Annotated in this window: 11 protein-coding genes and 1 tRNA gene; 6 read left to right on the plus strand and 6 right to left on the minus strand. The window is 65.4% G+C overall.

The window, feature by feature from the left end; all coding sequences use genetic code 11:
* The first annotated feature begins 5 nt into the window (after positions 1 to 5).
* Positions 6 to 377, plus strand: coding sequence for a VOC family protein (locus tag ACZ1DY_RS38470; RefSeq protein ID WP_465482578.1), 372 nt, complete (start codon positions 6 to 8; stop codon positions 375 to 377).
* Here the strand turns inward: ACZ1DY_RS38470 and lspA are convergent.
* From lspA to ACZ1DY_RS38495, 5 genes are all read right to left on the minus strand, one after another.
* A complete protein-coding gene (gene lspA / locus ACZ1DY_RS38475; RefSeq protein ID WP_465482579.1) occupies positions 367 to 873 on the minus strand; it encodes a signal peptidase II in 507 nt (168 codons plus the stop codon). The two genes, ACZ1DY_RS38470 and lspA, sit on opposite strands and share 11 nt — an antisense overlap.
* Positions 874 to 895: 22 nt before the next feature.
* The gene (locus ACZ1DY_RS38480) at positions 896 to 2,320 is read right to left on the minus strand and encodes a HAMP domain-containing sensor histidine kinase (protein ID WP_126736830.1); all 1,425 of its coding nucleotides are present in this window, start codon (positions 2,318 to 2,320) and stop codon (positions 896 to 898) included.
* A complete protein-coding gene (locus ACZ1DY_RS38485; RefSeq protein ID WP_037340466.1) occupies positions 2,317 to 3,009 on the minus strand; it encodes a response regulator transcription factor in 693 nt (230 codons plus the stop codon). The genes ACZ1DY_RS38480 and ACZ1DY_RS38485 overlap by 4 nt, the downstream gene beginning before the upstream one ends.
* Positions 3,010 to 3,094: 85 nt before the next feature.
* Positions 3,095 to 3,709, minus strand: a complete 615-nt coding sequence (locus tag ACZ1DY_RS38490) for a trimeric intracellular cation channel family protein (RefSeq protein WP_465482580.1) — start codon at positions 3,707 to 3,709, stop codon at positions 3,095 to 3,097.
* Positions 3,709 to 4,362 (minus strand): response regulator, encoded by a 654-nt coding sequence (locus ACZ1DY_RS38495; protein WP_005155565.1) that lies wholly within the window; start codon positions 4,360 to 4,362, stop codon positions 3,709 to 3,711. The genes ACZ1DY_RS38490 and ACZ1DY_RS38495 overlap by 1 nt, the downstream gene beginning before the upstream one ends.
* 372 nt (positions 4,363 to 4,734) lie before the next feature.
* Between ACZ1DY_RS38495 and ACZ1DY_RS38500 the strand changes: the two genes are divergently transcribed.
* A tRNA-Arg gene (locus tag ACZ1DY_RS38500) sits at positions 4,735 to 4,807 on the plus strand.
* A 404-nt stretch (positions 4,808 to 5,211) separates the two neighbouring features.
* On the opposite strand, the gene ACZ1DY_RS38505 is transcribed toward ACZ1DY_RS38500, so the two are convergent.
* Positions 5,212 to 6,270 (minus strand): restriction endonuclease, encoded by a 1,059-nt coding sequence (locus tag ACZ1DY_RS38505; RefSeq protein ID WP_465482581.1) that lies wholly within the window; start codon positions 6,268 to 6,270, stop codon positions 5,212 to 5,214.
* A 217-nt stretch (positions 6,271 to 6,487) separates the two neighbouring features.
* On the opposite strand from ACZ1DY_RS38505, the gene ACZ1DY_RS38510 reads away from it, so the two are divergent.
* From ACZ1DY_RS38510 to ACZ1DY_RS38525, 4 genes are read left to right on the plus strand one after another with little or no spacing between them, the layout of a single operon-like run.
* Complete coding sequence (locus ACZ1DY_RS38510; RefSeq protein WP_465482582.1) at positions 6,488 to 7,345, plus strand: vWA domain-containing protein; 858 nt, start codon at positions 6,488 to 6,490, stop codon at positions 7,343 to 7,345.
* Entirely contained in the window at positions 7,342 to 8,067 is a 726-nt protein-coding gene (locus ACZ1DY_RS38515) for a protein phosphatase 2C domain-containing protein (protein ID WP_465482583.1), read from the plus strand. Before ACZ1DY_RS38510 ends, ACZ1DY_RS38515 begins: the two co-directional genes overlap by 4 nt.
* Positions 8,058 to 9,713, plus strand: a complete 1,656-nt coding sequence (locus tag ACZ1DY_RS38520; protein ID WP_465482584.1) for a hypothetical protein — start codon at positions 8,058 to 8,060, stop codon at positions 9,711 to 9,713. The genes ACZ1DY_RS38515 and ACZ1DY_RS38520 overlap by 10 nt, the downstream gene beginning before the upstream one ends.
* Position 9,714: 1 nt before the next feature.
* Positions 9,715 to 12,753 (plus strand): AAA domain-containing protein, encoded by a 3,039-nt coding sequence (locus tag ACZ1DY_RS38525; protein ID WP_465482585.1) that lies wholly within the window; start codon positions 9,715 to 9,717, stop codon positions 12,751 to 12,753.
* Positions 12,754 to 12,949: the final 196 nt, after the last annotated feature.

The raw sequence follows: 12,949 nt of genomic DNA on the forward strand, positions 1-12,949 counted from the left end.
AGGCCATGGCCAGGCTTCGCGACGTCGTCTTCGACTGCCGTCATCCGGCTTCGCTCGCCCTTTTCTGGGCGGCCGCGCTCGACGGCTACGAAATCGCGCCTTATGACGAAGAAGAGCTCGACCGCCTTCGTTCGCTGGGATTTTCGGGCCCCGAGGACGACCCTTCGGTGCTGGTCGAAGCGGCCTCGGGACCGCGGCTGTTCTTCAATCTGGTCCCGGAATCGAAGACCGTCAAGAACCGGGTGCATCTGGACCTGACCGGCGACAGCGTCGAAAGGCTCGTCGCACTGGGCGCGCGCGTACTCGCGCGTCCCGAAGACGGCTTGGTCGTGCTCGCGGATCCGGAAGGGAACGAGTTCTGTCTCGTTACTCCTTGACGCCCTCGATCGGGACGCCACGGAAGCTCAGCACGAAAAGCGAGACAGCGCCGAAGAACAGCGCGATGTCGGCGACGTTGCCGACGAACCAGCCGTTGTAGTCGATGAAGTCGACGACGTGGCCACGAGCGAAGCCGGGCTCGCGGAACAGCCGGTCGCCCAGATGCGTCGTCGCGCCGCCGAGCAGCAGCCCGAGCGAGATCGCCCAGCCCGCCGAACGGACCTTGCGGGAGATCCAGAGCAGCGCGACCACCGCGACCGCGGCCAGGATCGCGAAGATCCAGGTGGAGTTCGCGCCCAGCGAGAACGCCGCGCCCGGGTTGTAGAGCAGCCGGAACCGGATGAAGTCGCCGATCACCGGGATCGGGGCCTGGCCGGTGAGGGCGTCGACTGCCCACCATTTGGTCAGCTGGTCGGCGGCCAGCAGCACCGCGGCCACCAGCAGTGTCCACAGCAGACGGCGGGGCGGCATCTCAGGCGCGTTCTCGGTGCTCATCACTCGTCAGCGTAATCACTCGTCAGGCTGGAGCTCCCGGGAGCCGCAAGGTCATCAGCGCGCCACCGGTGGACGCGCGGCCCGCGTAGACGTCGCCGCCGTGCCGCTGTGCCGCGTGCTGGACGATGGCGAGGCCGAGGCCGGAACCGGGCAGCGTCCGCGCCTCCGAAGAGCGATAGAAGCGGTCGAACACCTTCGGCAGGTCCTCGTCGGCGATCCCCGGCCCCGAGTCCTCGACTTCGAGCACCGCGGTGCCGTCGCCGACCGGGTACAGCCGGACCCCGACCGTCGATCCTTCCGGCGAGAACTTCACCGCGTTGTCCAGCAGGTTCAGCACCGCGCGTTCCAGCGCGCTCGTGTCACCGGTGAGCACCCACGGCTGAAGCGAGACGTCGAACTCGATCTCGCCCGCGCGGCGGCGCGCCCTGTCCAGCGCGCGCTCGACGACGTCGACCATTTCGACGCGCTCGTGTTCGATCCGCGGCTCGTCCTGGCGTGCCAGCTCGACGAGGTCGCCGATCAGCTGGGTCAGCTCGTCGAGCTGGCCGCGGATGTCGGCCTCGATGTCGCTGCGGTCCTCGTCGGACAGCGTCCGCGCGCCCGGCCTGCTCGCGGACAGGAGCAGCTCCAGGTTGGTACGGAGCGACGTCAGCGGGGTGCGGAGCTCGTGGCCGGCGTCGGCGACGAGTTGCCGTTGCCGCTCCTGCGATTCGGCGACCGTGCCCAGCATCGTGTTGAAACTCTGGGTGAGGCGGGCGAGTTCGTCGTCACCGCTCACCGGGATCGGCCGCAGGTCGCCCGTGGTGGCGACGCGTTCGGCCGCCGACGTGAGCCTGTCGACCGGCCGCAGGCCAGCTCTCGCGACAGCCGTTCCCGCGGCCGCGGCGACCAGGATCCCGGCGCCGCCGATCAGGAACAGGACCACCGAAAGCTCGTTCAGGGTGCGCTTCGTCGGCCCGAGCGACTGCGCGAGCACCATCGCCTGGCCGTCGCCCTGCGGGAGGGCGACGACGCGGCTGTCGGTCCTCGGGTCGGTGCGCAGGGAGAACGCCTTGTCCCCGGAGGCGACCGCGATCTCGTCCTCGCCGTACGGCGGGCGGCTCCCGGACTGCGGATAGGTCAGCCGGACCTTCTCCCCGACCGTCAGCTGGCCGATCTGCAGGTCCGCGCTGGCGAGGAAGGCGCCGGGCACCTGCTGCAGTTCGGTCTGCACCTGGGGCGACTCGACCGCGGCCTGCGCGCGGGCGAGCAGGTTGTCGTCGACCTGCTGGTAGAGGTTGTCGCGCACGACGAGGTACGCGCCGAGCGACACCAGCGCCACCGCGCCGGCCACCGAAGCGGCCGCGAGCAGCGTGACCCGGCCTCGGAGCGAGAACCGCCGCGTGCCCCAGCGGTCGCCGCGCGGATCCTTTTCGGACACGTCGACGACCGGGACCGGTTCGGTCACGGCGGGGTTTCCCTCAGGACGTAGCCCACTCCCCGCACCGTGTGGATCAGCCTCGGTTCGTTCCCAGCCTCGGTCTTTCGGCGCAAATAGCCGACGTAGACCTCCAGCGCGTTGCCCGACGTCGGGAAGTCGTATCCCCACACTTCCTCCAGGATCCGGCTGCGGGTCAGAACGTGCTTGGGGTAGGAGAGGAACAGCTCCAGCAGGGCGAATTCGGTCCTGGTGAGACTGATCTCCCGCCCGGCCCGGCGCACCTCGCGCGTCCCCGGGTCCAAGGTGAGGTCCGCGAACGAGAGGACCTCGGCGTTCTGTCCGGCCTGCGGATCCGGGATCGCCCGGCGCAAAAGCGCGCGAAGGCGCGCGAGAAGCTCTTCGAGCGCGAAGGGCTTCGGCAGGTAGTCGTCGGCGCCCGCGTCGAGACCGGACACCCGGTCGGAGACGGTGTCCCGCGCCGTGAGGACGAGGATGGGCAGGTCGTCACCGGTGCTTCTCAGCCGCCGAGCGACCTCCAGGCCGTCGAGCCGCGGCATCATCACGTCGAGGACCATCGCGTCGGGTCTGTTGGCGATGATCGCTTCGAGGGCCTGCGCGCCGTCCCCGGCCAGCTCCACCTGGTAGCCGTTGAACTCAAGGGATCGCCTGAGTGATTCACGGACGGCCCTGTCGTCGTCCACTACGAGGATGCGCATGGCGACAGTCTTACGCAGAGTGCTGAGACTCGCCTAAGAACACACACAGAACCAACAAAGGAAATCCGGCGATCCGGAAGACGTTTCAGCCGGTCTCGGGCCCTTTCGCAACAGGTGCGTTCCATCTCCGCCACAAAGCGAGCATCCGGACCCCCACGACGGCGGCGGCTGCTACCACCGTCACCGGCCCCGGCGACAGTCGCAGAGCGTGACCGATCACGACGAGCACGGCCCCCGCGAGCGCCGCGACCGCGTAGATCTCCTTCCGCAGCACGAGCGGGATTTCCCGCAGCAGGAGATCACGCACAGCGCCGCCGCCGATACCCGTCGTCATGCCGATCAAGCACGCCGCGTAGGGAGTGGCGCCCGCGTTCAACGCGATCGTGGTCCCCGCCGTCGCGAACACCCCGAGCCCGAGCGCGTCGGCGAGCAGCACCGCGCGCCGCAACTTCGCGATCTGCGGATGGAAGACGAACACGACCAGCGCCGTCCCGCCGCAAACGGCGAGATAAGGCCAGGTCCGCAGGGTCGTGGGCGGCGTGATCCCGAGCAGGACGTCACGGATGACCCCGCCGCCGAGCGCGGTCGTCAACCCGACGACGACCACCCCGAAGACGTCCAACCTGGCCCGCACCGCCGCGAGAGCCCCCGAAGCGGCGAACGCGATCAAGCCGAGGAACTCGAGCGCGGTGAGGATCATTACTGGTCGAGCAGGCCACCGCGGTAGGCCAGCAGCGCGGCCTGCACCCGGTTCGCCGCGCCGATCTTGGACAGGACAGCCGAGACGTACCCCTTGACCGTGGCCTCGGACAGGTGCAGGCGCCCGCCGATCTCCGCGTTGGACAGCCCCTGCCCGATCAGCCCGACGACCTCACGCTCCCGCTCGGACAGCGACGCGAGCAGCTTGCGCGCCGGCTGCGCGGCCCGCTGCTCGTCCCGATGCGACTGGACCATGCGCGCCGCGACCCCAGGATCCAGGACCGCGCCGCCGCGGGCCAGGTCGCGCACGGCCCTGAGCAGCGCCGCCGGGTCGATGTCCTTGAGGAGGAAGCCGTTGGCCCCGAGCCTGAGCGCGAGACTGACGTAGTCGTCGATGTCGAACGTGGTCAACATGGCCACGGTCGGCGGATCCGGCAGGGCCAGGATCGCCCTCAGCGCGCGAATGCCGTCGTCGGGCGCCCGCATCTTGATGTCGAGCAACGCGACGTCGGGGTGGTACCTCCGGGCGACCTCGACCGCTGATCTCCCGTCGCTCGCCTCGCCCACGATCTCGATATCGGCAGCGCCCGACATCATGGCACGCAGGCCCGAACGGACCAGTTCCTCGTCGTCGGCGAACATGAGCTTGATCAACGAAGCCCTCCGGCAGCCGGGGGAGCGGCGTCTCGCGTCCCGTTAACGAAGATTACCTACTGTTGTTCAGGGTTTCGAAACCAGACACGTACGAGTGACCCGCGCGGGTCATCTGTGTCGATCTAGGCGTCGATTCAGACCCTGGTTTCCTGCTGGAGAGTGTCGCTGGTCCTCGACGGATCCGCAGGTCGGGTGTCACTGGGCGGCCAGTGTCGCTGTCCGGCCGCATTCGCGCCGGCGGGCTCTTGGGCAACCGCCGTTCGGGGGTTTCGCGGTGTTCACCGGGCCGGCCGCTTGGTCCGCCCGGGTGCGACTTGCGACCTCGCGCTCGGGCGGCTCGCGTCACCCGGTAAGCTGCGCCTGGCAGTACATGCCCTCGTAGCTCAGGGGATAGAGCACCGCTCTCCTAAAGCGGGTGTCGCAGGTTCGAATCCTGCCGGGGGCACACTTCGGTAAAGCCGGGCCCCGGCAGGTTGGTCGCAACCAGTGCCGAGCTGCCCGAGAGCCCAGGTGGCGGCAACCAGGCGAAAGCGCTTCTTCGTAGTCTCCGCCGGAGCGTGACCATGGTCGCGGAGTGGTAAATCGGCGACTCAAGCGGAGCACCGTACTTTGCAAGATGCTCGATCGAGCGTGCTCACAGCCGACGACGCCCGCGGCAACTCCGCGATCATCTCGGTCACCAAGGCTTCTGTCGTAAGCGTACCCACGCCACAGGTTTGAGCAACTCCGCGACCTGGTGGTCGTCGCGGGCGCGGAGACCGCGAACGGTCACGACACCATTCCCGAAACACTGCCCGAAGTCGCCGCCTGACTACCCATGCCCCTGCTCCAATGACTTCGTCGTGGACCTCAACCGGATTCCTCGACAAGGGTCCAGACCTGCTTCAGCGGAATCTCCGCCTGGATGCTGGCTGACATTTCCGCATAATGTCGAAAGAGACCGGCCAACACGTCGTCTGCGTTCCAAAGCTTGAGCACGAACCGGTTGGCGTTCAACTCCTCGCGGGCGGGTCGGGTGACCCCGCCCCAAGCGACAAGGAGCCCCTGGTCGGCTTTCTGCCCTGAAACAGCGCCGTGCAGCTGCTGCACGACCGGTCGACCCACTTGAGTGGTTTCGGATTTGACAGAAACAACGAGCCTCGGTGCGTCCAGACCCAACGGTCCAGTGCCCGCCAGGATGTCGATCCCGCCGTCCGGCCCTGGCGGCGCTACATCACAGGTGAATCCTTTCGCGCGAAGGATGGCCGCGACAAGCGTGGTCAGACCATGACCGGTGAACACTTCACCGACTCGCGCCTGTATCTTGTCCCGCGCGTACTGCTCGATTTCGATTTCGGCTACAGGATCATCGTCATCGACAGCAGCAGTCGCACGTCCGGTCCTCGACTTCCCCGGTTTCGGTACCGGAGCGACCTTCACACCAGGATCCCGCCTGGTCTTCAGCAGTCCCTCGATCCGTCGAGCTCCATCGTTGCGCGACACCTCGCAAATGGTCGAAAAAGCACCTAGGGTATGCAGAAGATCCTGTCTCACAGCCGTTCTGGGCAGATCCGTGACAATCCACTCGACCGGGCGAACATGGCGCCGTTGGAGATCAGGGGCGTCCAGGTACCGATACTCGCCCAGGACCCGCCCGATCGCCAGCTCGGGCCCTGACTTCAAGGGCATCACGACAAGATCCCCCTTTGACATGACCCCACGTAACGCCCAAAGCTGGTTCGCGAACGTCCTGATGGCTCCGTCTTTCGACGCAGGCAATGCCCGCGTGAGCGCCGCGACGACCAGTTCACGGGTATTCGCACCGGTCAAGTCCTCGATGTCACCGAATCCGCCACCGCTGTAACCCTCGGACAAAGCCCACCGCTCGCGCTCGCCGGCCTTACCCGACCGCACCATCCAAGCCCGCATCGCCCCACCGATCGACTGTCGACCCCGGCCGTAAAAGGGAATGCGGCCAGCCTAGCGAAGTCTTGATCGTCTTACGAGTACCAACCTCATTCACTGGGCGGTCGAGCCTGGTCAGCTCACCCAGCCCAACTCCGGATCAAGTTACCTTCAGGTAATCAACCACAAGATCGTTCTCCGCCGCTATCATTGTCGGCTGATGCGACCGGGGAGGGTCCTTTTGTACACAGCGGAGATCAACCGACGACGGCCCGCGTGCCTGCTTTTGCTCATCGACCAGTCCTTTTCCATGTCAGAGCCCTGGGGCACAGAAGGCCATTCCAAGGCCGAGGCCCTGATGGCCAGCGTCAACCGGTTGCTCGGTAACGCGGTCATCCAATGCAGCAAGGGCGGCAACAAGATCCTCGACTACTTCGAGGTCGGCGTCATCGGCTATGGCGCCGACGTCCAGTTCGCCCTGCACGGAACAGGTCTCGACCGGCCGTTGCTGCCGATCAGCGTGGTCGCCGACGGCCCGCTGCGCATCGACGAAGTGCTTCAAAAGGAATCCGACGGAGCCGGCGGCATAATTCAGGTTCCGAGGTCTTTTCCGGTATGGGTCGACCCGGTCTCCAACGGGCCGACACCAATGGTCGAAGCGCTGCGTGTCGCCGTAGGCGTTCTATCGGCTTGGTGCGCAGAGCATCAGAGCAGCTTTCCGCCGATCGTGATCAACCTGACCGATGGCGTCAGCACGGACGGCGACCCTCGTGTAGCGGCGGACAAGATTCGTGCTGTCCGAACCAACGACGGTCCCGCACTCATGTTCAACGTGCATCTGTCGAACGCCGTGGTCAACGAGATCGTACTGCCGAACGCCGCGGACACTCTTCCGGACGACTACGCCGCGATGCTGTTCTCGATGTCGAGCGAGTTACCCGTACAGATGGCGGAAGCTGCCGCAGGGCTCGGTTACAAGGTGCGCCCAGGCACCCGGGGTTTCCTCTACAACGCGAAAGCGACCTCGGTGATCGAGTTCCTCGACATCGGCACCCGGCCGATCAACCCGGGCGGTTTCCCGGAGCTGCCCTCGGCATGACCCGAACTCCGGCGCACCGAGACGTCCGTCCATTGCGCGTCGCAATACGTACGACGGCCAAGCGGGACAGCGGACCGTGCGAGAACGAGGACAGCGCAGCCGAGAACATCGACGCAGGCCGATTCGCCCTGTCAGATGGCGCTTCGGCTGCTGCTCGCGCCGAAGTCTGGAGCCGGCTTCTCACCGAAGCCTTCGTCAGTGGCGCTGACCCGCTCGCAAGCAGCACGTTGTCCGCACTGCGGCGGAGCTGGCGAGAACGCGTAAGTGCTCCAGATTTGGCGTGGTACGCGAAGGAAAAGCTGGCGCAGGGTTCAGCAGCCACTTTCCTGGGCGTGCGGGTCGACATGAACGGCTACACCGTGACGGCGGTCGGAGACTCGTGCTTGTTTCACGTTTCCGATCGCGAGTTGGTACTCGTCGCCCCGCTCACAGACTGGCGGGAGTTCTCCCGTTTTCCCGAGCTCGTGCACACCTCCCCGGACAGCCCCGTACCGTTCGAGCACATTTGGTCGGGAGGCGGCCCGATCCGCGACGGAGACGTCTTGCTGCTCGCGACGGACGCCGTGGCGAAGCACCTGCTGCGGCAGCACCACGAAACAGGAGAGCTGCCCGCCATCCTGGATCATCTCGGGGATGACGAGCAGTTCATCAAGTTCGTTGCACATGCCCGGGAACATGGCTTGGAGAACGACGACTCGACAGTGTGCGCGGTGTGGACGTGAAGCTGCCGCAGCTCATCGACTACCAGCAGGCCGTTGAGGCGAAGATGTTCACCGACCCTGTATTGCGGAACGGCCAACCCGCGCTCACACCCTTCAAACAAGCCTCTGTGGCGAGCGGTGGGTTCGCCCTCACCTTCGACGTCCGGGCCGGAAGCAGCCGATTCGCGGTTCGTTGCTTCCATAAACAGAGCAGGCGCTTGCACGAGCGGTACACCGCGGTGGCCGAGTTCGTGCGACGACACCGAGGTGATCTCGATTTCCTGACCGACGTCGCCTATGTGCCAGAGGGCATCAGGGTGAACGGCGGCGTCTTTCCGATCGTCCGAATGCCGTGGGTCAACGGGGAACGACTGGACAGCTGGATAGAAGGCCACCTGCACGAACCGCACCGCCTCGATCGGGTCGGCAAGCAGCTGGTCACCGCGGCCGCGCGATTACGCGCAGCAGGCGCGGCCCATGGCGATCTGCAACACGGCAACATACTTGTCGACAGGTCGGACCGTATCCAGTTGGTCGACTACGACGGAATGTACCTTCCCGCCTTGGCGGATTTCGGCGCGGCAGAGTACGGACATCGCAACTACCAGCACCCCGATCGTGGTCGCAGCTACGACGATCGGCTGGACATCTTCGCAACCGCTGTGATCGACCTGACGTTGGATGCTTTGACGCACACTCCCTCGCTCTGGAAGGAGTACAACACAGGGGAGAATCTCCTCCTCGAAGCCGAAGACTTCGCCGACCCCGCGAGGTCGGAGGTCTTCGGCAAGCTTCTCAAGATCGCTCCCTTGGCCGACCGGACCCGGCGGCTCATGGACGCGTGCAAGGCGAGCTTTTCCGCGGTGCCCGCCATTCTCGCCGGCGAACGCACCACCGGACGGAGCACCCAGACCACGCTGCACCGGCCAAGTGGTCCTCGCGCACTCGACGCGCATGACCGCGATGCACTCATAGCTCGCATCGGCGACCAGGTCACGATCGTCGGCCAGGTGACAGACACTCGTATCGCCCACGGCCAGCGGACCACGACGACGTTCATCAACTTCGGCAACTGGCGCCATGGCGCCTCCCGGATCATCGCTTGGGGAAAGATCAACAGAGAGATCGAGGCCAAGTTCGGAAAGCAGGCCGAAGATTTGCGTGGGTCTTGGGTCATGTTGAGCGGTATGGTCATGCAATTCCACTCCCAGGGAAGCGATGCTCCGTGCCCGCAGATCGAGCTGAAGCGCTTCCAGACACTCCGCGTTATCAGCGAGTCGCAAGCCAAGACGTATTTGTCACCACCGCCGGCGCCAAAGGCCGCCACGGCGACGCTGCCGCCCCCGCCAATGCAGACCGAGCCCGATCCTGAGCCGGTTCAGGAAGACACTCCTCCCACTTCCGGGGTTTACCGATGGAAGGCTCCCCCGAAACCGAGTAGCGCCGAAGACGACCTCACCCGTCGCCTCGATCAGCTCTACTCGTCTCCGAGCTTCATTCGCCCGACGACTCCCGCCGCTCCACCGCAGCCGGCACCACCAGAGCCTCCTGCCCCACCACCGGCTCCACCTGCTCACTTGCCGCCCCAGCCACAGCCGGCACAGCCTGCGGCGAAGGCGGCCCGAACCGGTTGGCGGGAACGCCTGCGTGCATGGTGGCGGTGGTGAAATGGTGACACGCAACTACCCGATCGACAACCTGGTCACGGCGATCCGGCAGGAGATCGCTGCCATACTTTCCGCGAGCGGCACAGATTCGGAGAAGACCTCACTCCGTGATGGAAGCCTGCTGGCCACCACGGATGCGGGTTACGACTACGTCTTCTCGGCCCAGAAGTGGCAGCCCGCGCCGCGCAATCGGTACCTGCTAAGGCCGTCGCGGTCACCGAAACAGTGGTCACGAGCGACCGCCTCGCTCATGCCCGATGGAAAGGTCAGACTGACCTCCACGACCGATTTGGGTCAGAACCCGGGCAGCATGCAAATCCGCGCCGACGACACGGTGACACTCGAGCTGCTTGCCGACCGAATCGCGGCCATCGGTGAAGATCCCAAATCGTTCAATACAACGACGGCGTCGTGGATCCTCGGAGAGGGCTCCCCGAGGATCGGACGTTGCACCGAGATCGATCGGTTCGTACGCGGCTACGAAACGCTCGGCCTGAACAGCAGGCAACGTCTGGCGATCGACCATGCCCTGGGGAGCGAGATCACGTTCATCTGGGGACCCCCTGGTACTGGGAAAACAGAGGTCATCAGCCGCATCATCGAAGGCTGCTACAGGCAGGGCCTGCGAGTACTGTTCTTGGCGCCTACCCATGTCGCGGTCGACCAGGCTTTGGAGCGCGTCTGCGAGTTATTCGAACGCGAGGACCACTTCATGTCCGGCCTCGTCCAACGCAATGGTGAGATCGCCGTCCCATCGCTGGAGCGGCGCTACGGTCCGGCGATCAGATCGAGCGAAATCACGGCTCGGTTGGCGACAGAGCTGACCGCCCGCATCGACGAGACCACTGCGCGGCTCAAGGACGTTCGTGCCGACATCGAGCTGCACACACAGATCCAGACCGCCACGGTCGAGCGTCACGAGCTGGAGAAACGCGCACAGCAACTGGAACTTGTGATCTCCGAACACGAACTCCGATCGAGACAGGAGGACCTGGCGGCATCCGAATGCACAGCACGAGCAGACCGGCTGGAAGGTCAGACCGGTTTGTTCCCGGCACGACGTGAAGAGAAGATCCGCGCCTTGCGGGTCAGGGCAGGCAACCACTCGGCAACGGCCGACGAGCTCCGCCTTTCGCGCCAAGCCAGTGATCATGAACTTGCAGGCTGTAAGGCAGACCTGGATACGGTGACTCAGCGGCTGCAGAACCTGTGGCCCAGGTTAGCGGGCATTCACCCCCTCTCCCACCTCCGCGCGGCGGAACGCGACCTGCTGGATGTGTTGACCCACGCCGAAAAGGAAAGAGCAGACATCGAGGCGGCAGTGCGTGACCGTTGCCGGGTCATGGGCACGACCGTCTCCAAAGCCGTGCAGTCGGCTGCGCTGATGCCCGCGATCGACGTCGTGATCATCGACGAGGCGGGGATGGTCGACCTGCCTTCAGCCTGGTACGCGGCCGGGTTGGCGGCGAAGCGAGTCGTACTTGCCGGAGACTTCCGGCAGCTTCCTCCGATAACGCATGGCTCGACCAGCCGAACCGCCACCTCCGCCGAACGCGAGCACTCGAAGCGATGGATGGACCGGGACACGTTCACCGCGGCGGGCCTCGTCGATGCCTCCGGTGCGGCGAAACCCGACTCTCGGATGATCTGTCTCGACTCGCAGTACCGGATGCGTCCGGAGATCTGCGCGGTGGTGAACGCGGTGGCGTACCCGGACAGCCCGCTACGCACTCTGCGAAACGACATGAGCCGGGTGCCGGAGTCGCCCTTGCTCACAGGGGCACTCGTGCTCGTCGACACATCGGCCCGGCGTGTCCCCAACGCTCGCGGCACCTACGGCGCGCACAAGACCAATCCTGTGCACGAAGCCGTGATCCACGAGTACATCCGCGGACTGCAGTACGACACCGTATTGCCGGGCCGGAAGGCCGACACCGCTGCGGACGGCGAACGCCCCACCGATCGCCTCGCCGTGATCGCGCCATACAAAGACCAAGTGCGGGCGCTGAAGGCCAGCCTCCGATACCGGTTCGGCGAAGCGTATGAAGGCCTGGTGGACACGGTTCACCGGTTTCAGGGGAGCCAACGCCCTGTCGTGGTCATCGACACGGTCGCCGGCGCCGGTGACAAGCTCGGCATGTTCTACGCGGAATCCGGATTGTCGTCGACAACCTGTCGCCTGCTGAACGTCGCTTTGAGCCGGGCACAAGACCACCTCGTCGTCGTCGCGGATGCGGAGTTCCTCGGCAAGCGCCTGCAACCCGGCAGCGAAGCCGCACACATGCTCGACCACTTGGTGCGTCACGCACACCGCATCTCGGTCGACGATCTGGTGCCTGTGCGTGAAGCCGCTGATCTGTCCGGTCTATCCAAAGAGGAGCTGGCCCGCCCTGCCTTCTTCCCAGCGGATGAGGTACCTCGCGCGATCGAATGGGATATCGACCACGCCGAACGCAGCCTCGAGATCTACTCACCTTTCCTTGATCGGCGTGCCGTCAGCCGATGGCTCCTTCGGCTCACCCCACGCCTGGGGGCCGGGATTCAGGTCACTGTGCACACACGACCGCCTGAAGAAGGCACGGCCGCGGTCCAGCTCGTGGAAGACTTGCGAGGCGCCGGTTGTGAGGTGTCGTTCCGCGAACGTATGCACGAGAAGGTCATGATCGTGGACGAGACCGTGCTGTGGCATGGTTCGCTCAACCTCCTGGCCAACACCGGACCGACAGACCTCATGATGCGGATCACCGACGCTAGCGCGTGTAAGCGTGTACAGCGGATCATGACGACTGCACGTAGGGAACGACCGCTGGCGCCGCCCCGGTTTCGGAACAGCTCCAAGCAGCAAGCCACCACCACTCGGCAAGTCAACCCTGGCGACGTGGTCAACGGACGGTTGTATCTGCAGGTACCGTACGAGGAACGGCAAGAGGCCAAACGCGAGGTCAACGCGCGGTGGGACGGGGGACTCAAGCTTTGGCACGTCGATGAAGGTGTCGCTCGTTCGCAAGTCGCCCGATGGCTGCCAGCGACGAAGCCATGATTTTCGGCGCTTTTCGGGTCGGCCTCAGTGCGGTTTGGCGGCCGCCGGCAGCGGAAGCCCGGCATCTGCATGGCCTCGTCTCAGAACTGCACGCTGTGACGGGGTGAGGTTCTCGGCGACGAGAGTGGAAACATCTTTAGGTCGACAAACGACATGAGGATCGCCACGCATTTCTCTGTGGCTAGCGTGGCGTGAC

This window comes from Amycolatopsis sp. PSD-21, assembly GCF_055561455.1.